The sequence below is a fragment of the Dictyobacter vulcani genome (genome assembly GCF_008974265.1).
Lineage (GTDB): Bacteria > Chloroflexota > Ktedonobacteria > Ktedonobacterales > Ktedonobacteraceae > Dictyobacter > Dictyobacter vulcani.
In genome coordinates, this window is sequence record NZ_BKZW01000001.1 from 2,485,276 (window position 1) to 2,505,568 (window position 20,293).

At 51.5% G+C, this 20,293-nt stretch carries 14 protein-coding genes; 3 read left to right on the forward strand and 11 right to left on the reverse strand.

The window, feature by feature from the left end; genetic code table 11:
• Nucleotides 1–13 precede the first annotated feature (13 nt).
• From purD to KDW_RS10450, 8 genes are all read right to left on the reverse strand, one after another.
• The gene (gene purD / locus KDW_RS10415; protein ID WP_151755887.1) at nt 14–1,294 is read right to left on the reverse strand and encodes a phosphoribosylamine--glycine ligase; all 1,281 of its coding nucleotides are present in this window, start codon (nt 1,292–1,294) and stop codon (nt 14–16) included.
• Nucleotides 1,295–1,456: 162 nt separating this feature from the next.
• Nucleotides 1,457–2,953, reverse strand: coding sequence for an amidophosphoribosyltransferase (gene purF / locus KDW_RS10420; RefSeq protein WP_151755888.1), 1,497 nt, complete (start codon nt 2,951–2,953; stop codon nt 1,457–1,459).
• A 67-nt stretch (nt 2,954–3,020) separates the two neighbouring features.
• The gene (locus tag KDW_RS10425) at nt 3,021–3,785 is read right to left on the reverse strand and encodes a phosphoribosylaminoimidazolesuccinocarboxamide synthase (RefSeq protein WP_151755889.1); all 765 of its coding nucleotides are present in this window, start codon (nt 3,783–3,785) and stop codon (nt 3,021–3,023) included.
• A gap of 30 nt (nt 3,786–3,815) precedes the next feature.
• The gene (gene purM / locus KDW_RS32775; protein WP_151755890.1) at nt 3,816–5,669 is read right to left on the reverse strand and encodes a phosphoribosylformylglycinamidine cyclo-ligase; all 1,854 of its coding nucleotides are present in this window, start codon (nt 5,667–5,669) and stop codon (nt 3,816–3,818) included.
• Complete coding sequence (gene purL, locus KDW_RS10435; protein ID WP_198925242.1) at nt 5,669–8,743, reverse strand: phosphoribosylformylglycinamidine synthase subunit PurL; 3,075 nt, start codon at nt 8,741–8,743, stop codon at nt 5,669–5,671. The genes purM and purL overlap by 1 nt, the downstream gene beginning before the upstream one ends.
• 115 nt (nt 8,744–8,858) lie before the next feature.
• Nucleotides 8,859–9,689 (reverse strand): NUDIX hydrolase, encoded by an 831-nt coding sequence (locus KDW_RS10440; RefSeq protein WP_151755891.1) that lies wholly within the window; start codon nt 9,687–9,689, stop codon nt 8,859–8,861.
• A 20-nt stretch (nt 9,690–9,709) separates the two neighbouring features.
• The gene (gene guaA, locus KDW_RS10445) at nt 9,710–11,356 is read right to left on the reverse strand and encodes a glutamine-hydrolyzing GMP synthase (RefSeq protein ID WP_151755892.1); all 1,647 of its coding nucleotides are present in this window, start codon (nt 11,354–11,356) and stop codon (nt 9,710–9,712) included.
• A gap of 306 nt (nt 11,357–11,662) precedes the next feature.
• On the reverse strand, nt 11,663–12,028 hold the full coding sequence (locus KDW_RS10450; protein ID WP_151755893.1) for a cupin domain-containing protein: 366 nt from the start codon (nt 12,026–12,028) through the stop codon (nt 11,663–11,665).
• Between the two features lie 401 nt (nt 12,029–12,429).
• Between KDW_RS10450 and KDW_RS10455 the strand changes: the two genes are divergently transcribed.
• The 3 genes from KDW_RS10455 to ftsH all read left to right on the forward strand — a co-directional run bounded on the left by KDW_RS10455 (nt 12,430) and on the right by ftsH (nt 16,469).
• Nucleotides 12,430–13,143 (forward strand): zinc ribbon domain-containing protein, encoded by a 714-nt coding sequence (locus tag KDW_RS10455; RefSeq protein WP_151755894.1) that lies wholly within the window; start codon nt 12,430–12,432, stop codon nt 13,141–13,143.
• Nucleotides 13,144–13,904: 761 nt separating this feature from the next.
• A complete protein-coding gene (locus KDW_RS10460) occupies nt 13,905–14,159 on the forward strand; it encodes a hypothetical protein (protein WP_151755895.1) in 255 nt (84 codons plus the stop codon).
• A 336-nt stretch (nt 14,160–14,495) separates the two neighbouring features.
• Nucleotides 14,496–16,469: an ATP-dependent zinc metalloprotease FtsH gene (gene ftsH / locus KDW_RS10465; RefSeq protein ID WP_151755896.1), complete on the forward strand. Its 1,974-nt coding sequence runs from the start codon at nt 14,496–14,498 to the stop codon at nt 16,467–16,469.
• 83 nt (nt 16,470–16,552) lie between these two features.
• Here the strand turns inward: ftsH and KDW_RS10470 are convergent, their stop codons facing one another.
• Genes KDW_RS10470 through KDW_RS10480 form a run of 3 tightly spaced genes read right to left on the reverse strand, consistent with a single transcriptional unit; the run spans nt 16,553 to nt 19,972 of the window.
• Nucleotides 16,553–18,988 (reverse strand): ATP-binding response regulator, encoded by a 2,436-nt coding sequence (locus KDW_RS10470; RefSeq protein ID WP_151755897.1) that lies wholly within the window; start codon nt 18,986–18,988, stop codon nt 16,553–16,555.
• Nucleotides 18,981–19,529 (reverse strand): chemotaxis protein CheW, encoded by a 549-nt coding sequence (locus KDW_RS10475; protein ID WP_162005122.1) that lies wholly within the window; start codon nt 19,527–19,529, stop codon nt 18,981–18,983. The genes KDW_RS10470 and KDW_RS10475 overlap by 8 nt, the downstream gene beginning before the upstream one ends.
• 53 nt (nt 19,530–19,582) lie before the next feature.
• Entirely contained in the window at nt 19,583–19,972 is a 390-nt protein-coding gene (locus tag KDW_RS10480; protein WP_151755899.1) for a response regulator, read from the reverse strand.
• Nucleotides 19,973–20,293 lie beyond the last annotated feature (321 nt).

The following is a 20,293-nucleotide window of genomic DNA, read 5'->3' on the forward strand; positions in this document are numbered from 1 at the left end:
CGTCCCCTTGAAATTATTGTTTGCTTACTGCGTCCAGTCCACGATGGGCAATATCTTTGCGATAGTGCATGCCCTCGAATGAGATATAGCTGGCGGCCTCATAGGCACGATCAACCGCTTCCTGTAAGCTGGTACCACGCGCGACAACGCTCAGTACACGGCCTCCAGCGGTGACGAGTTGATCATCCTTCATGGCTGTACCAGCATGGAAGACATGGACGTTGTCAAGTTTATTGGCCTCTTCTACACCTGTGATCGGAATGCCCGAATTATATCTACCAGGATAGCCACCGGAGGCGAGTGTCAGGCTGACCGCTGAGCCTGGATGCCACAGGGTCTGGGGATCAATGGTCTTGCCGTGACCGAACTCCAGGATGTTCAGTACATCTGCTTTCAGCAGGAGCATAAAGGCCTGGGTCTCTGGATCTCCGAAGCGTGTATTGTGCTCGATGACCATCGGACCTCTGGCGGTGAGCATGATATTTGAGTAGAGCACGCCGGTGAAGTCGATGCCGTCATTCTTCATGGCGTGAAGGGTGGCATCAACGATCTGTTTGTAGATCTGCTCACTCTGGGCTGCATCTACAAATGGTAACGGTGTAAAGACACCCATACCCCCTGTGTTCAGTCCTTGATCGTTGTCCAGCGCTCGCTTGTGGTCCTGTGATAGGGCCAGCGGTAAGAAATCGGTGCCATTGCAGATGGCGGTGGCTCCAATCTCATCACCTTGCAGATAATCTTCCAGGACCACGATATCTCCGGCTGCTCCGAAGGCACGTTCGACCATCATCTGCTTTAGTGCTTCGTGCGCGGTCTCGCTATCCAGGGCGACGATTGCGCCTTTGCCGGCGGCATTCCCATCGGCTTTTACCACAATTGGAGCGCCGTGGCTCTCTAGATAGGCTCTGGCCTGTTTGTAATCATTAAAGGTTTGATGTCCAGCGGTTGGGATGCCAGCTTTAGTCATCAGTTCTTTGGCGAAGGCTTTGCTGCCTTCGAGGGCGGCTCCAGCTTTGACTGGACCAAAGACGGCCAGTCCGCGCTGGCGGAAGAGGTCGACGATGCCGTCAATGAGGGGAGCTTCAGGTCCGACCACTGTGAAGTCAATCTGCTTATTTTCAACAAATGTTGCCAGCTCGTGTAGCTGGCTTACGCCTAATGGCACACGTTCTGCATAGGGAAGCATACCTGGATTACCCGGGGCGGCGTAGATCTTGCTGATACGTGGGCTCTGAGCTAGCTTCCAGACCAGTGCATGCTCACGTGCGCCAGATCCAATAACGAGTACGCGCATAACTAAAAACCTCCAATGGATTGTGTGCAATCTGCTTCTAACGGAAGTGGAACACATAGGATTCCCCTTCACCGGATAGTTTGAGGTATCTGGTGAAGGGGCGTTGTTTGCTAAGTCATGTGATTCAATCCCGGTCAGGGTTGATCGCTGACTCGTGACTACTTATTGTCCCTTTACGGCTGTGTCGCGCGGAAAAAATGTGATCTGGCTGGTACGGTGTTTGGCTTCTTTGATGGGATCAAATGGCCAGCCCTGTGTTTCCATACAGCCATAACAGAATTCTTTGTTGAGAAAGTTCAGGGCTGTCTCATCATCTCTTTGTAAGTCTGGGTGTTCCGCGATTTGAATGGCACGGCCCAGTCCAGCCATACTGACATATCCCAGACTATCTACACCAATGTAATCTGCCACTTCCTGCACACTGCGTCCGGCTGCGATCAGCTCATCTTCCTGTGGTATATCGATGCCGAAATAGCAGGGATGACGCAGGGGCGGTGCACTGGAGCGCAGGTGGATCTCTTTGACGCCACGGTTGCGCAGGGCTGAGACCAGGCGTTTCATGGTGTTGCCACGAACAATCGAGTCATCCACGATCACCAGGCGCGCACCCTCGATTTTAGGCTGTACAAAGTTGAATTTCAGATCAACTTCTAGTTGCCGTAAGCGCTGGTCCGGCTGGATAAAGGTGCGATCGCTATAGCGGTTCTTAATGATGGCCTGGCTGTATGGGATGCCTGAAGCGGCGGCATAACCCAGCGCGGCTGGAATGGATGAGTCGGGTACTGGCACTACCAGATCTGCCTCAACAGGATGTTGCCTGGCCAGTTCGCGGCCCAGGGACTCACGGACATTATAAATATAGGCATCATTCAGACGGCTGGTGGCTTCGGAAAAATAGATATGTTCAAAGACACACAGCGAGGCTTTCTGGGCTTTGACCAGCAGTTCCGAGTGCATACCATCTTCATCAAAGGTAATGAACTCGCCCGGCTCTACTTCGCGTACATAGGTCGCTCCCATTCGGTCCAGTGCACAGGACTCTGAGGCGGCGATCCAGCAGTTGCCGATACGACCGATGCAGAGTGGGCGCATACCCCAGGGGTCGCGCATGGCATAGAGCTTGCCTTCGGCGAGGATGACCAGGCTGTAAGATCCACGCAGGCCCGGAAATACTTCGATCATGCGCTCACGGAAGGTTTTTCCTTGCGTGTAGAGAAGCATGAGGGCAATAATTTCACTCTCGGTGGTTGAGAGTAACATCTCTTTTGGGAAGAGTTCACGTAACGTTTCGCCATTGACGATATTGCCGTTGTGGGCCAGGGCAATGGTCTCGTATTGACCTGTGCGCTCACCAACTACGAACGGACCCGCATTCTCGACACAGCTTGAGCCGGTAGTCGAATAGCGGACGTGTCCGATGCCACAATGGGTTTCCGGTAGACTCGTGCCAGAATCGCGAAAGACTTCGCGTACTTTGCCCATGCCAACGCGATGAGCTACCTGGCCGTTGTTCGCATAAACGGCCATACCAGCGCTCTCTTGCCCTCGATGTTGTAAAGCGGTCAATGCCAGGGTGATATAACGCCGCACGTCGAGACTATCGTCGCCCTTTGGCATATAGATCCCTACTATTCCGCAAGCGTCGTGTAGTCGCTCCATACCAGGCTCCTCGTATTCTGCTTTTGCAAGACATGTAACCTATTCATCAATGATTTTCGGGTCCTTATTAGTTGACCTGTAGCTTTCCTGTCAGGTCAGCCACCAGTGCATAGCGGTCCGCGATATCTTGTAGTGCCGCGGGCGTGACATGCTGGAGATTGCGATACACTTGTTTATCGAGCATGCGTGATTTATCGCCGCCGGGCCAGAGGCGCCAGCTATCATTATCGATCACATCGGCGACCATCAGTTGTCCTTGAGGATCGCGGCCAAACTCGATTTTCAGATCGACAAGTGTCACGTCCGCACTGCTCCAGGCACGTTCCAGTACCTCAAAGACACGTCTCCCTTCCTGAGCCATCCACTCGATCTCTGTTTCGGTGGCTAATCCCAGTTCGATAATGTCCCTGGGCCAGATTTGTGGATCGTGGCGCACATCGTCTTTTAAAAATGTCTCGATCAGGACAGGCTCAAAGCGCGTTCCTTCGCTGACCTCTGGCTTGCGTTTGAGGTACGAGCCGGTCGCGATGCGGCGTTGCACCTGCTCGATTGGGAGCATCGTGCAACGTTTGACTAAGAGCGTCGTGTCGTCGATCTTCTGCACAAAGTGGGTTGTGATCTTGCCTTCATTGAGCAAGCGAAAAACATTGGCAGTCGTAATCGTGCTTAAACGCGATTTGCCAGCGATTTCATTTTTGCGTGCCCCATCGCCCGCGGTAATCTGGTCTTTGCCCACCATATAGACCAGCGTGTCGTCGTCAGGATGAGCATAAATTTTCTTGGTCTTGCCCTCGACTAACAGGGGACCAAAGCGCGTATTACTATCAGTCATTGCAGGGACATCCTTTCTGGGAACCTGGATCTACCATTTCAGGCTTACGCCTTCGCCCTTGCTGATGCTACCAACGGTTCGCAACTCTGGTAGACAGCTACGAGCCTCTAGCGCCGCTTTCGGGGCCAGCACAATTACCATACCAATACCCATATTAAAGGTGCGATACAGTTCTTCATTCTCGACGTTCCCCAACCGGGCCAGTAATTGGAACAAAGGAGGAACATTCCAGGATGTGGTATCAATGTTTGCCTGCGTGCCTGCTGGCAGGATACGGGAGATATTTCCCTTGAAACCACCACCGGTAATATGCGCAATGCCTTTAATATAGCGGTTGCGATCGGCCAGATATTCACGCAGCAGGCTGATCTCGCGTAGATAACTGCGATGTGGACGTAACAAGGCATCGGCCAGTGATTCACCAAGTTCTGGAATGACTTTTTCCAGTGGATAGTCCGCGAAAATACGCCGGGCCAGCGAGTAGCCGTTGGTGTGCAGACCATTGGATGGGAGTCCCAGGATGAGGTCTCCTTCTTCGATGGTACTACCGTTCTGGGCATCCTCTTCTTCAACCACGCCTACGATGGTACCAGCCAGATCAAACGCGCCGTCTGCATAAACATCGGGCATCTCTGCTGTCTCTCCACCGAGGAGCGCGCAATCCGCTTCCTGACAGGCATTGGCTATTCCCCGTACAATCGTTGCGGCCTGCACAGGATCAAGCTTGTTGACTGCCAGATAATCCATGAAGAAGAGTGGTCTGGCTCCCTGAGCTAGTAGATCATTGATTGAGTGATTGACGATGTCGTAGCCGATAGTCTCATAGCGGCCAGCTTGTGAGGCCAGCAGGGTTTTGGTGCCTACGCCATCGGTTGAGGCGACCAGCGCGGGCTTGTTCATCTTGCGCAGGGCTCGGGCGCTAAACACACCCGCGAAAGCACCGACGCCAGCCAGTACATTCGGACCCTGAGCGGAGCGTACGGCCTCTTTCATCAAGCGTACCGCTTTTTCGCCAGCTTCAATGTCGACACCACTATCCGCATAAGAGATGGTGTTGGCTGAAGCTGTACTGCTCTGTGTGGCAGGAGCAGCAGTCGGCTCAAGCATGGTGCTGGCATAATCATAGGCGTTCTGGAAGATCAGCAGACCATCGCCCAGATCCTGGCCATGCCCACGGCGCTGTGGATGCTGTAATGCATTGACGTAGCGCTCAGGATGTGGCATCAGACCAAAGACATTGCCCTGACGATTGCAGATGCCTGCGACCGCGCCGAGCGAACCATTGGGATTATCTGGATAGCTGACTGGCTCGCTGCTCTCGCCGCGTGTGCTGCTATAGACCAGTGGAATCTGGCCGTTGGCTTGCAGACTGGCAATATCGCCCTCAAACACGAATTGTCCTTCGCCATGGGCAACGGGCATCTCGACGGCTCGCTCCAGACCGCGCGTGAAGATACAGGAACTTTTCTGCGCTGTCATGGTGACCCAGCGACATTCAAATTGTGCTGATTCGTTCTCGGTCAGGGTGGACTTTAATGTGCTATTCTGTTGCTCACCTGGAAGTAATCCCAGTCGCACCAGTACCTGAAAGCCATTACAGATTCCCAGTACTGGTCGTCCCTCGGCCACGAATTGTGTGAGCTGAGTACCCAGATGGAGCTGTAACTTTTTCGCCAGCAGCGTGCCAGCTCCCAGATCATCACCATAGGAGAAACCACCCGGGATGGCCAGGAAATGGTAGTCCAGCAGTTTCTCCGGAGCTTTCAGTAACTGGTTGATATGGACCAGATCGGTTTCAAAGCCGACCAGCCGACAGGCCTGCGCGGTTTCACGATCACAGTTAATGCCTGGCGCACGTAAAACCAATGCACGTAATGCGCCCATTATGCCTGCCCTCCCTTCCAGGATGTTTGCAGTTCATCTACGCCAACGTTCAGCAATTCTTCTTCCCCATTCTGGATAATGAAGCGTGCGTTATTGGCGACACTGCCGATACGATACAGCTCTTCCACACCATTGGTTTGCATGTAATTCTCAAAGGCTCCCAGCTGCTCTGGTGTGACTTCAACCAGGAAGCGAGTCGCGGACTCACTGAAGATCTTGGCGGCCGTCATGGCATCAGCTGTGAGGGCATCGGCATCTTTAAGTCCGAAGCGGCTGATATTCAGGGTGGCACCGCGTAATCCGGCCAGGGACATCTCGGCGGCAGCCAGGGCTAATCCACCTTCTGATAGATCGTGGCAGCTACGTACCAGACCCTCACGAATGGCTTTTCCCAGCACACTCATGGTCTGTAAGGCATGGGCCACGCGCACCTGAGGAACGCTGGTCTGCGGGAAGAGCTGGGCAAAGGAATCGGGATCGATGACCTCTGCATAATGTGATCCGGCCAGTTCGTTGCTGGTAGCACCAACCAGGTAGAGCAGATTGCCAGGCGTCTTGAGGGCCATGTCCACAGTGGGGGTGACATCCTCAATCACGCTGACCGCTGAAATGACCAGGGTTGGGATCACCGGGAAACGCTGTCCGTCTGCCCGATATTCGTTGTTCAGGCTATCTTTACCGGAGATAAACGGTGTACCAAAGCCTACCGCTGCATCATGGCAGCCTTTCACGGCGCGCACGAGTAAGCCCAGTTGCTCTGGATCGGTCGGGTTACCCCAGCAGAAATTGTCCAGAATGGCGGCGCGGTTGACGTCACCACCAACGGCAGTCAGGTTGCGTAAGGCCTCATCGACAGCGTTGACCGCCATGTGATAAGGATCGATCTTGCCATACAGTGGGTTGACGCCGTTTGAGAGGACCACGCCAGCTTTTGAATCAGGCTCTGCTTCGATCAGTGGTTGCAGTACCGCGGCATCGCCAGGACCATTGCCCGCGCGGCCTACCATGGGCTTGCGCACTGTCGCGCCCTGAACCTCATGGTCATAGCGACGCACCACATCTTCCTTGGACGCGATGGAAGGATGGCGCAGCAGGGCGAGCAGGGTTGGTTCTAGCGAACTCTTGACGTTCCTGGTCGCGCTGGTCTCATGTGCTTTAGTCGCCTTTTGTGTCTCAAGCCGTGTCCACACCGCATCCAGTGTCTTACGTGGCAGACCCTCATGCAGGAATTCCATATCCATATCGGCGACTACCTGGCCGGCATAGGTCAGGGTCAGACGATGGTCGGCGGTAAAGGTACCCAGGATACTGGCCTCGACCTCTTCGATCTCGCAGATTTCCAGCAACTCGTCGATGTGTGCAGGCGGTACTGCCAGCACCATGCGTTCCTGCGCTTCTGAGAGCCAGATTTCCCATGGAGCCAGGCCTTGATACTTGAGTGGTGCTTTGGTCAATTCAACACGAGCGCCAGTCTCAGCTCCCATTTCACCAATGGCAGAGGAGAAGCCGCCAGCTCCACAGTCGGTAATCGCATTATAGAGTTTGCGATCGCGGGCCTGGATAATAACGTCGGTCACCTTTTTTTCGGTAATTGGAGCACCGATCTGGACGGCGGTTCCGGCCTGGGTATTGATTTCCAGACTCATCTCGCCCGAAGAAAAGGTTGCTCCATGCACACCATCGCGGCCGGTGCGTCCACCCAGTGAAACAATCAGGTCGCCAGGCTGTACATTGCGGGGATGGCTACCGTGCGGCAAGATACCCAGACAACCACAGAAGACCAGTGGATTGTAGATATAGCCGGGATGGTAGAGGATGGCTCCGTTGACGGTCGGGATTCCCATCTTGTTGCCATAATCACGGATACCATTGACGACGCCGTGGGCGATGCGCCTGGGCGTCAGGACTCCTGCCGGGAGTTCTTCGGCTGGCGTATCCAGCGGTCCAAAGCAGAGGATATCTGTACAGGCGATCGGTTGGGCTGAGACGCCAACGACGTCGCGAATTACACCACCTACGCCGGTGTTGGCACCGCCAAACGGCTCGATAGCCGAGGGATGGTTATGTGTCTCTGCCTTAAATGCAATGTCCTGGGTCTCGGTTAACCGGATAATGCCCGCGTTGTCGCTGAAGGCAGAAACCAGCCAGTCCGGATTGACCTTGTCGGTGGCGCTGACAATATAGCGCTTGAGCAGGCCTTGAATGGTCTCGGTTTCAATCGTATGGCCATGGCTATCGACTTCTCGATAGTTCACGGTCGCCTTGAATGTTTTATGCGAACAATGCTCGGACCACGTCTGCGCCAGTGTCTCTAGCTCGACATCGGTCGGCTCGCGTTGCTGCTCCCGATAGTGTTGCTGGATGGTGCGCATCTCTTCCAGATTAAGGGAGAGTAGGCCGGCTCGACTGACTTCGAGCAATTGCTCGTCGTTCATGGCGGAAATAAAGATGGTACGAGCCGCCTGCGTGGCCTGATCTGTGCTCGCAACATCGGTTGTCTGGCCGTCCGCTTGTGCAGCACTGACTTCCGGTAATGTGTGTTCCGTGTGTGCTGCCTGAGACTCCTTATAAGGATGGAGCGTGTGGTGCTGAATGACAGGATTAAATAATAATGCTCTGGCAATGCTATCCGCATCCGCCGCGCTAAGACGATGATCTAAGAGATAACGTCGACCGGTCTCGACGTGGGTAAGCCCCTTGATCCCTACCATTTCCGCGCCGGTGATAACGCTCTCCGCAAGTGTATCCGTAACGCCAGAATGAAAAAACACATCGACGAGATGACCTGTCGCTGTGTTTTGTTGCTGCTGTAATTCTGTCGTTATTGACGCCTCTTGTACCACCGGATCAACAAGGAGTTGTTGCGTTAATTGATCCAGTTCTTCCGCACTGAGGTCACCTGTAATCTGGTAAATTTGTGCGGTACGGATACCGGGTTGGGTGTTGTCTGCGGTTAAATCCGCGAGCGATGGAAGGTGTTTTGTTGGTAGTTGTAATATTTCATGTACGAGTTGATGCGCGTGAACGTCATGACGATCCGCGACTGCTCGTACTTCTATTTGATATAGTGTCACGTTCCTCAGATCCTGGCTGGCTGCCTCAATGTCATGATATGACATCAGGTGACTGACTAGTAAATAGAATGTCCGTGCTGGTCTCATCCAAAGGGACAAGCCCATTGTAGCACCTTTATTTAATACATGGCAACTCATTCATGGCTGAGCTAGTGGATTCCAGCCAGGACTCACCGAACTTGAGGGCGCCGTAGAAAAGTAGATTTGGTTCGCCGGTGGCCGAAATATTGCCATGATTTTGTAGGAGGAAGTGCCGTAAGCTTGTCGCGCTGACGTGTAGTGTTTGCAGAGCTTTAATCTCACTATCCTCGGCTTTGCGTTGCAGTACCTCGGCCAGCGGAATATGTAATCGGGTCAAAAAGCAGAGCTCTGCATGTGGCGTGGCCAGGTCATAGACTAATCCCAGACAGACCTGTTCCTGGATATCGCTGGCCTGAATACCGGTCTCTTCACGGATCTCGCGTTGCATGGCGGCAAAAGGATCTGGCTGCTGCTGTGCTGTTGTGTCCAGGCCGCGCTCAAAGAAGCCGCCAATCACATGATAACGGCCAGCATAGACATCCACTCCCTGACGTTGATCCAGCAGAATAAAGCCATCACTGCTTTCGATAACCGAACAGACGGCCAGAGGATTGCCCAGTTCATGTCGACTGCGTCCATGCGCAAAGGTGGCTTCGCGGGTGGTCACATACTCTTTGTAACTGGTTTCTCCCAGCGTCAATGCCAGCGTGTTGTCTGGCTGTGCCTGAACATCAATGAAGCGATAGAGGGGAGCATCAAAGAGCAGGCGTTGCTGTTGTCGTGCCTGCTGTAGTTGCTCTTGCCAGCGCAGATCCAACCGCGCCTGCTGCTCGCCTGGGAGCAACAGACGCTGGTCGGGTTGATAAGCGATGCGCAAGTCTGGCTGGCGATAGAGGCCACGAACCAGGATCTCAAATTCAAACATACTATACTCGGCTTGCTGGCTTATTCCCATTCGATAGTTGCTGGTGGCTTGGAGGTAATGTCATAGACCACGCGATTAATTTCAGCGATCTCATTAACCAGGCGATTGGAAATGCGTCCGAGCAGTTCAGGTGAGAGTCTGGCCCAGTCGGCGGTCATGAAATCGCCGGTAGTGACTGCGCGAATGGCCACCAGATTGGCATAGGTGCGATAATCGCCCATCACACCAACGCTCTGGATCGGTGTCAGCACAGCAAAGGCCTGCCCTAACTGTCGATAGATGCCAGCCTTCTGGATCTCTTCAATCACAATTTTATCGGCGGCCCGCAGAATCTCCAGGCGCTGCTCATCAATGGCACCAATAATACGAATGGCCAGGCCGGGTCCTGGGAATGGATGGCGCCAGACCCAATCCTCGGGCAGTCCGAGGGCGGCTCCGATTTCGCGTACCTCGTCTTTGAAGAGCATACGCAAAGGTTCAACCAGTTTCAGCTTCATTTCCTTTGGCAAGCCACCTACATTATGATGCGACTTGATGCTCTTGGCCGTTGATGCCGTATCATGGCTGGTGCTCTCAATCACATCGGGATAGAGAGTTCCCTGGGCCAGGAAGGCTATATCACCCTGCGCTTCCGCCAGACGGACAGACTCATCCTCGAAGACGCGGATAAATTCTTCACCAATAATCTTGCGCTTCTGTTCGGGATCAATCACATTGGCCAGACGATCCAGGAAACGTTTGCGCGCATCGACGACGACCAGGGGAATATGCATATGATTGCCAAATGTCTCCACTACCTGTTCGCGTTCACCTGCTCTGAGCAGTCCTGTATCGACGAAAATACAGGTCAGTTGATCGCCAATAGCTTTGTGGATGAGCAGTGCGGCTACCGCTGAGTCTACGCCACCGGAAAGACCACAGATGACGTGCTCTTTTCCGACTTGCTGGCGAAGCAGTTCCACCGCTTCATCAATGACATGACCAGGTGTCCAGGTTGGCTCACAGGCACAGACACGGAACAGGAAATTACGAATGATGTCTTTACCCTGAGGGGTATGGGTGACTTCGGGATGGAATTGCAGGCCGATGTAACCTTTGGGACTACCAATAGCGGCCACCGGATTACTTTCCGTGCAGGCCAGTACCCGGAAACCCTCGGGCAGTTTGTCCACACTATCCCCATGACTCATCCAGACTGGCAGGCGCAATGTGCTGGCCTCGGGTGTCTCCAGGTTGTCCGTTTGCTGTGGAGAGACCGTGATGCCCTCAAAAATACGGAAACTCTGAGGATCCTGAGCGGCATCTGGTAAAACTTCGATGGTTGCAGGACCGTATTCGCGTAGTCCGTGGGAGAGCGCAACGTGTCCACCCAGGCTTTTGGCCAGCAGTTGCATGCCATAACAGATGCCTAAGATTGGGAGTCCACTCTCAAGGATGGCTGGATCACATGCCGGGGCATCTAGATCATAGACACTGGATGGTCCACCGGAAAAAATAAAGCCCTTAATATCTAAAAGTTCGTTCTTCTGCAGTTCAGCCAGGGTAGTTGTGGCGGGGACAAGTTCGCTATAAACATGGCATTCGCGGATGCGGCGCGTAATCAGGCGGCTATATTGGGAGCCGTAATCGAAAACGATGATGGCCTCACGGCGCTCTGGTGTGTGCATGGGTTCCCTTCCTAAAACAGAGCACATCAAGAAAGCAGTGCCCTGGAGGCGACCGTGTTAAGGCTGGACGCCCCGACATATGCTTAAAGCAAGGAGAAACTCATGGGCATCGGGTACGCGTTTATAAGGATCTTTGTCTATGTGATCGCGCTCGATAGGTGCCGCCACGCGTCTACTGCCAATGAGTCCTCATTGCTTTAGTTTGTTGAGTCCGATATTGATTTTAGAGTATATCACACCCGGTGGTCGTCGCATCATTGGCCGCCATCGAAAAAAAATGTGCGCACGCTGCTCACCCGCGGCAGGCTATGCCGGAAGCGTCTGTTGCCTGGGTTGTCTGGCCATGTTATTATGTCTGGCCGCTTCCAGACAGGTTACTCCACGACTGCTCACCTGTGCGCTATGCCGAATGCCTGCCGGAAGTAACATGCAATCCCCTGGTTCCAGATCAGCATAGAACGCCATGCCGTTCTCATCCAATTGATCGGGAAGGGTAAAGCGAATTGAGCCGCGCACACAATATAATACTTTTTCATAACTATGTGTATGAGGAGAATAGGTATCCCCAGGAGCATTGGACCATAAGTATGGTTGTAAGCCTTGCAGGTGCATTTTCTTGCATAGATCTTGTTCCTCGGGTGGGACCGGGCCGTGCCAGCGAATTATCTGCATTCCAGACTCCTTAGTTAGCTGTGTTTTAGCCGTAAACACTGTATATGATCAATAACCTGGTACTACCTTTCAATGGCAAGAACGCTCTGGTCCAACGTGACTGCTGCCGTGATGTTTCTCGTTCCGTGCGCTCACTTCTCTTGCCTTATCATACACAGTTTTTTCTTTCTAAATTAGCGTATACTTGTAAAAAGATGTACGCATTCTATAGAAAGAAGGTTGAAATTTGAATTTAGTATAGCGAACCTCTATGAACAGTATGTGAAATAATCGCAAAGAGTATGTTAATAAAATCATCCTTGTGTATACGTTAACTATTGTAGTCGGCACCAGAAAACAGTACAATGGAAAGAATATTCCCTTGCACCTTGGATGCATTGATAAGGAGGATCTCATTACCCATGAGCACGACACAGGTGACCGCGGTATTGTATCAGTTGCAAATGGTCGATCTGGATCTGGATCGCGTTGTAGCTGAAAAAAACTTATTAGCCACCTCCTTGCAGGGTAGTGCTACACTCCGGAAACTACGCGCGGAGTATGACACTGCACGACAACAAATGCTTTCCGCCCAACAGGCTCAACACGATGCCGAGTGGTCTCTTGAGGATGTGAAGCAGCGTCTGGATCAGCAAGAACGCCGTTTGTATAGTGGCGTCATCCAGAATGGAAAAGAACTTCAGGCGCTCCAACAGGAAATTCAGAATATGCACGCCCAGCATAATCGTCAGGAGGAGCGTTTGCTGGAGGCCATGGACTTTACCGAGGCTGCGACTGAGGTGTCTCAGCGTAAAGCTATCTCTTTGCAACAGGCTGAAGAGCATTGGACGCAAGAAAATCTGGCTTTACAGGTGCGCCGTGAGCAAGCAGACGCTCACTGGCAAGAGTTGAATACCAGGCGTCAGGGCATTGTGGCCACGCTTGATGAGAATTTATTGAAGCGCTATGAGACGATGCGGCGTACCAAGCAGGGACGCGCCGTCTCAAAAGTTGATCAGAATTCATGCCAGTGGTGCCGTGTGATTTTGACGCCTAGCGAACTACAACAGGTGCGTATCAGCCCTGAATTGCAGACATGCACCAATTGTGGACGAATCCTCTATTACGAACGCTAGCGCTACTCGGCAGCTAGTATTTTTTTGTTTGTCTTCATGATCACATACAGCGAGTATGACCAGAGGTTTGCGTGCCATCTGGATACTCGCTGCATTGCTTCTCGCCACTTTCCTGGCTCACCGTCCGTAGCGGCAGGTCTTGTGCCCAATATGTTTCGTTTAAAGATGGAAATGGCTATGATGTGTCGTACCGGCAGCGCTGGTCGCTGCGATCACTTCGCGCATGAACAGGTTCTCTGGTGACCCTCGTCTCGCTGCCACAAACATAAGAACATAAGAACATAAGAACATAAGATATTTGCTGTAATTGTCTTAAGTTGGCAAAAATTTATATAATCAGCTCCCTTCATCTCTGACATACCGCTACTGCCTCTTTTTGAAAAATACATATTTTAATTAAATATAATAATAATATATAAATATATAAATATAATAATAATATATATAAGTAAATATAATATGAAATTAGCTATAAAAATTCAGGTTTACAATATGGTCGACATCATTCTGCATAGTATTCCTCAAGCCAAACCACGAAGTATCTCAACAACATAAGACATTTACGCAAATATCTTATGTTCTTATGTTCTTATGTTCTTATGTTGAATAGTAGCGGCGTACGCCGAGTGGTCGCAGCGACCAGCAAATCGTACGTCGAGAGAGCGCCACACGCGGAGGCCGGCATGCGGCATGATCGTGGAGCGAGGTGCTCAAAGCGCATCGCATGCCTGTGGCGCCTACACCGAGACGGATCCTGTTTCGTGATCCTTTTCGAGAAGGTACGGGGAGGATCCACGCGCTCACCCACCACGTTGCTGCGCGAGCAGGCCACGGCCACAGCACACACGATCCCTGTAGGCGCCACAGCACTGCGCGTCGTTCGAGCACGCTGGCCTGCGCAAACGCAGCAGTGCGGCCTCCGCGTGTGGCGCCCACTCGACGTACACAGTGCTTGCTGGTCACGTCGAACCATCTCTCAACGTCGCGCTAAACGAAAAGTGCCCGTTTTGCCATAGGTGTGAGGTTCAGGCATATGATAAGCCTGTGGCGGAACAGCATAAAGTCGATGTAAATGAACCGGTAACATAGTAGCCCGGCCGTGTAACCTGCCGGTATTTTGAAACGTATCTATTGCGTATCTCTCAAATTTTCGTTCTCCTATTGCGTATGACGGATATGCTATACTGCTTTCTTTAAAAGCTATAGTGACCGCCAGATCATGGTCAATAGTAGTAGACGAAAGATCGTTATGCGTGTAATATGGAGATAATTATAACGTGTTCAATACCCGGATTCTATTAGGATCACTCTCCCGGAGTGTTTCTAAGGATGCAGAAAGCAGGTCTGAACCGATGGATGCTCAGGCTACATATATGTACCAGAACCCCAATGATGAGGGTTCGCGAGGCCCCAGACGACCCGATAGTGGCGGAAATGGTAATAACCCCAATGGTCCACGTGAAGGTGGAAATGGTTCCTCCATGCTCTTCCGTGTCATCGTTATTGCCGTAGTGCTGATTGTAGGTTTTTATCTTTTTCAGCTCTTTACCCAGGGTGGTAGTACGACAGGCCCCGATACAATTGACGTGCCATATAGTACATTCTATCAACAAATTAAAAATGGCAACGTGGAGTCGGTTACGTTCCAGGGTCAGGATGCAACCGGTACCTTTAAAAATGCCATCACGGCCAATCAGAAAACTGGCAATAAGTTTCATTTTCTGACCTTACCTGATGGTGATCCAACGTTGATTCAGTTGTTGCAGCAGTATCATGTCACGTACCAGGCCAAGCCTGTTCCTGACAATAATCTTCTGTATGTTCTAATCAACTTCTTACCGTGGTTGTTGGTGATTGGTGGATTCTTCCTGATTATGCGTCGAGCGACGCAGAGCCAACAAAATATCTTTAGCTTCGGCAAGAGTCGTGCCAAATTGATCCTTGAGGATCGCCCTTCGACAACTTTTGGCGATGTGGCTGGCGTTGATGAAGCCAAGAGTGACCTGGTTGAAGTTGTCGAGTACTTGAAAACCCCGCAGAAATTCCAGCGTCTGGGTGGTTTGATCCCTCGTGGTGTTCTGCTGGTAGGCCCTCCTGGAACTGGTAAGACGCTGCTGGCTCGTGCCGTGGCCGGTGAGGCAGGTGTGCCTTTCTTCTCGATGAGCGGATCGGAATTTGTGGAAGTGCTGGTTGGTGTTGGTGCCAGTCGCGTGCGCGATCTATTTGAGCAGGCGAAAAAGGCTTCTCCCAGTATCATCTTTATCGATGAAATTGATGCCGTTGGTCGCCAGCGTGGATCGAGTATCAATAGTAATGATGAGCGCGAACAGACCTTGAACCAGTTGCTGGTTGAGATGGATGGTTTTGATGCTCGCCAGGCTGTTGTGGTGCTTGCCGCCACCAACCGTCCAGATGGATTAGATAAAGCCCTGTTACGACCGGGACGCTTTGATCGCCGTGTCACGGTAGAACGTCCCGATTGGAATGGTCGTTTGTCGATCCTGAAGATCCATACCCGTACCGTGCCACTGGGCAACGATGTAGACCTGGTTGCGGTTGCTCGATCGACTCCTGGTATGGTTGGTGCCGATCTGGCTAACCTGGTTAATGAAGCCGCTCTATTGGCCGCTCGACGTAATCTGGATTATGTGACCCAGAACTGTTTCCTGGAGTCTCTGGATAAGATCCAGATTGGTGCTGAGCGTCCGTTGATCTTGAGCGATGAAGATCTGAATGTGATTGCCTACCATGAAGGTGGCCATGCTCTGACCGGTCTCCTGACCGAATATGTGGATCCTGTGACGAAAGTTACGATTGTGCCACGTGGTCAGGCGCTTGGTGTCACGCAGTATACGCCGCTGGATGATCGTTACAACTACGGTCAGGAATACCTTGAGGCGCAACTGGTGACGGCCCTGGGTGGGCGTGCTGCTGAACAGGTGGCGATTGGACGGATTACGACCGGGGCTGAAAATGATCTGCAGCGTGTTACGGCCATTGCGCGCCAGATGGTGACCAAATGGGGTATGAGCGAGCGCATGGGAACTATCTCCTTCAGCGAGCGCGAGGATCCTTTTGCCGGTACTTCACTGGCCAGCAATTCACGTGAGTATAGCGAGAAGACCGCGACCTTAATTGATGAAGAGGTCAATCGCCTTGTGAAGCGTGCCTATGAACAAGCTGTTAAATTGCTGACCGAGCATAGGGTGACGTTGGATCATATCGCACAGGCGTTACGCACCAATGAAATTATTGATGCGAAACAATTGCGCGAGATTATGATTGAAACTGGCGCTATCGAGGCTGCTCCGGCTTCTTATCGCTAGTTAAAGCCATAAAAAAAATCCGGCATTTCTTATCAGGAAATGCCGGATTTTTTTTATGCAAAATACGTTGGCGGGGGAAATTATTATTGCTGGCTGTCTTTTGCTTGTAGCAGTGTGCGAATAGTCGAGAGGAGCGTTTCCTGCGCACATGGTTTGACCAGATATGCCTGTGCGCCCAGTTCGCGTGCGCGCTGTACGTGTTTATCAGATGAGCGTGAAGTCAACATGATGGTTTTGACATGGGCCAGTTCTGGATATTCGCGGATGATGTTAAGGACATCGTAGCCGTTTAAATTGGGCATTTCAATATCCAGCAGAAAGATATCTGGCGTGTTCTCCAGCAGTTGCTCGATTGCTTCCATTCCGTCTCTGGCTTCAAAGATTTCGTAGCGCTCTTTTTGCAGGGTGAGCAGGACCGCTTGTCGTAGATACGTTGAGTCATCCGCCACCAGAACTTTTGGCGTCTGGCTGCTCTGTTGCTGTTGTATATTGGTACTTTCTTCCTGATCAGTGTCTGGATTGCGCAGGGTGCTTTGTCGTTTATATTGTCTGAGCAACTCATACAGATCCAGCATTAAGAGGACATTTCCCTGGCCATCAATCGCGCTTTCAGTGATGCCTGGTCGCTGCAAAAAGGCGGGCAGTGGCTTTAGCATTAATTCTCGTTCCGCCACAATTTCATCGACCAGGATGCCATGGGTTTTATCGGTGGCTGATTGTATGACCATCACTGGCTGAATAGCCTGTCTGGCTGGTTCTGTAGTGGCGCTATTGGATACGCCAAGCAAGTCCTTGAGATGGTACGTGGAATCAAGCTGTTCTTGCTGGAGACTGCTGACGCGTCGTAACTGGGCAATTGGTACGATGAATTGCTGGTTCTCACTACGTAGCACCATACACTGTACCGTTCCCCGTGAGCGCGGGATAGAGAGATGGAAACTGACACCGCCAGCATTATTGCGTTGCAGGTTGATACTCCCATTGAGTTTCTGTAATGGCTTTTGTAATATCTCAAGCGTTCCACCCAGCACAGGCATTGAGAAACCGATCTCAAGTGTAATATCATTGCCATCGCTAAGGGCGCGCAACCAGACATGATAGACCTCTGCCTGCTCTTCCTGGATCACCGAGGTATCCGAGATACAGGTAAATAACATATGTTGTAAGGGAGTTGCCAGCGTTTCCAGGATCTCCTGGTCAATTTCCAGGGAATCTCCGATGACCGCGAATTCCAGTTTATATTGCTGAGCCAGGGCGCTGGTGGAAATAACCCGCTGGAGAAGTGGGACCAGTTTACTTAATGGTGTGAGCCGTAACATCTGGGTATCGCTACGGATCACAGTGGCGCGTGCCATGTATTCCTGTTGGGCGATTTGTAGCGCTGTATAGGTGGCGTTGACTCGTGCGCTACAGATGGCCATCTGATTGATAGCTTCTCGCAAAGAGCGGAGCAGCAAATCCTGTTCCGTATAGCGTTCCATATCCAGTTCATCCCAGTTGCTCTCGGTTGCTCGTAAATACAACTGGGAACGATTGCGGGTCTTGCGTGGGTGAGCTGTATCCTGCTGGACAGTGTTGAGGATGCGTGCAATCAGTGAAGAGGATGTCTGACTTTCATTCGGCTGGCCAGGGGATCTGTTGAGCAAGGCGTTCGAGAGCCCTTGTTCTAGCTGGTGCAGGCGAATCTGGGCTGCTTGTTGTGCTTGCAGAGCCGTTTTGACATCGCGTTGTGCGCTTTCCAGGGTCGGATGTAGTTCGATCAATTGTTCGCTATGTTTGCGTAGTCGCTCAAATCTGCGCGTCTCGATATGCATAAACAATGATGATGACTCGACGCTTGAGGATGTACCAGCGATATCTGTCAGGAGCTCTTCTCCGTTGGATGTAGCTGGATTGTCTGCCTGCTTTTCCAGGGGAATAGTGATTTTGGTGTTGACTGTCTCAGATTCTGGGGGGGCGACCAGATTGATACCCAGACTTTGATAGGTTGCTTCCAGCGTTGTCAAGATAGTTGGATTATCAGGCTCCTGTCCCTCTTCTAACAGATAGCTATGGCAGTGTTCGAGGACCGCGACTGCCCGGGTAATTGCCTGCTGACCGATAGCAGGTTCGATGCCCTGCTGGAGAATCTGTTCAGCAATGATCTCGATATGTTCCGCTACAATAGACATGGTATCGTAGCCAACCGCTCCCGCGGTGCCGCGTAATTTATGGCCAGCACGCTGGAAGACCGTAAAACGTACAGGGGTGAGTGAGGTTGCCTGCGTCATTTGGGTCAAAGCATATTGCATCCTGGCGATATCTTCGCCTGCCTCCTCAAGAAAAACGATCAACATTTCTGCATCTTCGTCTACTCCATCATCAACCTGCTGATGGCTTCTTGCGGGGCTGTTTTCTACCGATGAGTCAGACACCTCGCTCTGGTCGGGCCAGCTGTCTATCGCATCGAAGGCATTTAAGATTGCCAGATCTTCAGTTGTTAGCTCATTTTCATCAAATGGAGGATTCAATTCATTCATGGCCGTTTGAAAGTTTTCGCACTATGCTGGACAGTATGATTGGAATATTTAAAATAGGTACTCCTGCATACATGCCCTGAACAGTATCTTGTGGCGTTATCCGCTCTTCGTTCCGGACTGGACTCATAGATTGGATGTATTCGATCGGAATAGAGGTCTGCATATTTTTGATTGTTACGGCCAGGCCCAGCGTGTCTTCGGCTGTTTGCACAATAAACAAAATGCGTTCCTTATGGTTGCGCACTGGTTGTTGTGTAAAATATGCAGCCAGATCTACCACTGCAATTGCCTCGCCTCGCCATACGGTCAGACCGATCATCCATGGCGGTGATTGGGGCAATTGAGCAAATGCATGTGTCGCTGGTAGCACTTCGCGCAAAACTTCAAGCGGAATCAGAGCTGAGCCATTATCTAACTCACACTCCAAATATTCTTTTGCTTTCGCTGTGGGTACAAGAGGTGTATTTGCTAGTTGTTTTGCATGCTGCCAAAATTCTTGATTACTGAGTTGTTCAAGATAGTCGGCATGGGAATGACTCAAGACGGTTGCTGGCAAAACCGGATGTTCACTCATAGCATCTGTCTATTCTCTATCTAGTTTGGCGCTGGTGCACCCAGATGTGATTCGATGACAGCGATAATGTCCTGAGTTTTAAATGGCTTGGTCAAATAATCTTTGGCTCCGGCCAGGCGACCTTTGAGCTTGTCGATCATGCCATCGCGGCGTGAGAGCATTACAATTACGGTATTATTGAATTGGGGTTTGGTCTTCAGGCGTCTGGCGACCTCATAACCATCCATTTTCGGGAGTCCAATATCAAGAATGACCAGATCTGGGATGCGTGCTTCGGGCTCGGTCAGCCAGCGCATCGCTTCCACACCATCTGGAAAACTCTTCACATCAAAACCCTCCCGTCTGAGACAGGTTTCTACGATTTTTCGGACTGTTGCGGAGTCATCGATAACCATTACGAGTTTGCTCATGCCTATGTCCTCTCTCTCTCGTCCCACTACCATCCCATTGTACCTGACATTATGTCAATACACAAGAGCAAGTACTATCACATTCTACTGTTATCCATGCTACCCTGTTGCCGTTGTCAATGCTCTATGAATGTATCGTATTATATGGCCTGCCAGTCAAGCGCCTGAGCGTGGCTTTATACCTCATTTTAAGGACAATCCTCTTTAACTTTACCTTTGATCTCATGATATAGACTGGAACATCAACCACAGTGAGTGGTGTCAGCGATTTTATGCGTAAAGCATGCTATCAGGTTGTTCTTTGGATTATCCGGTGAAAAA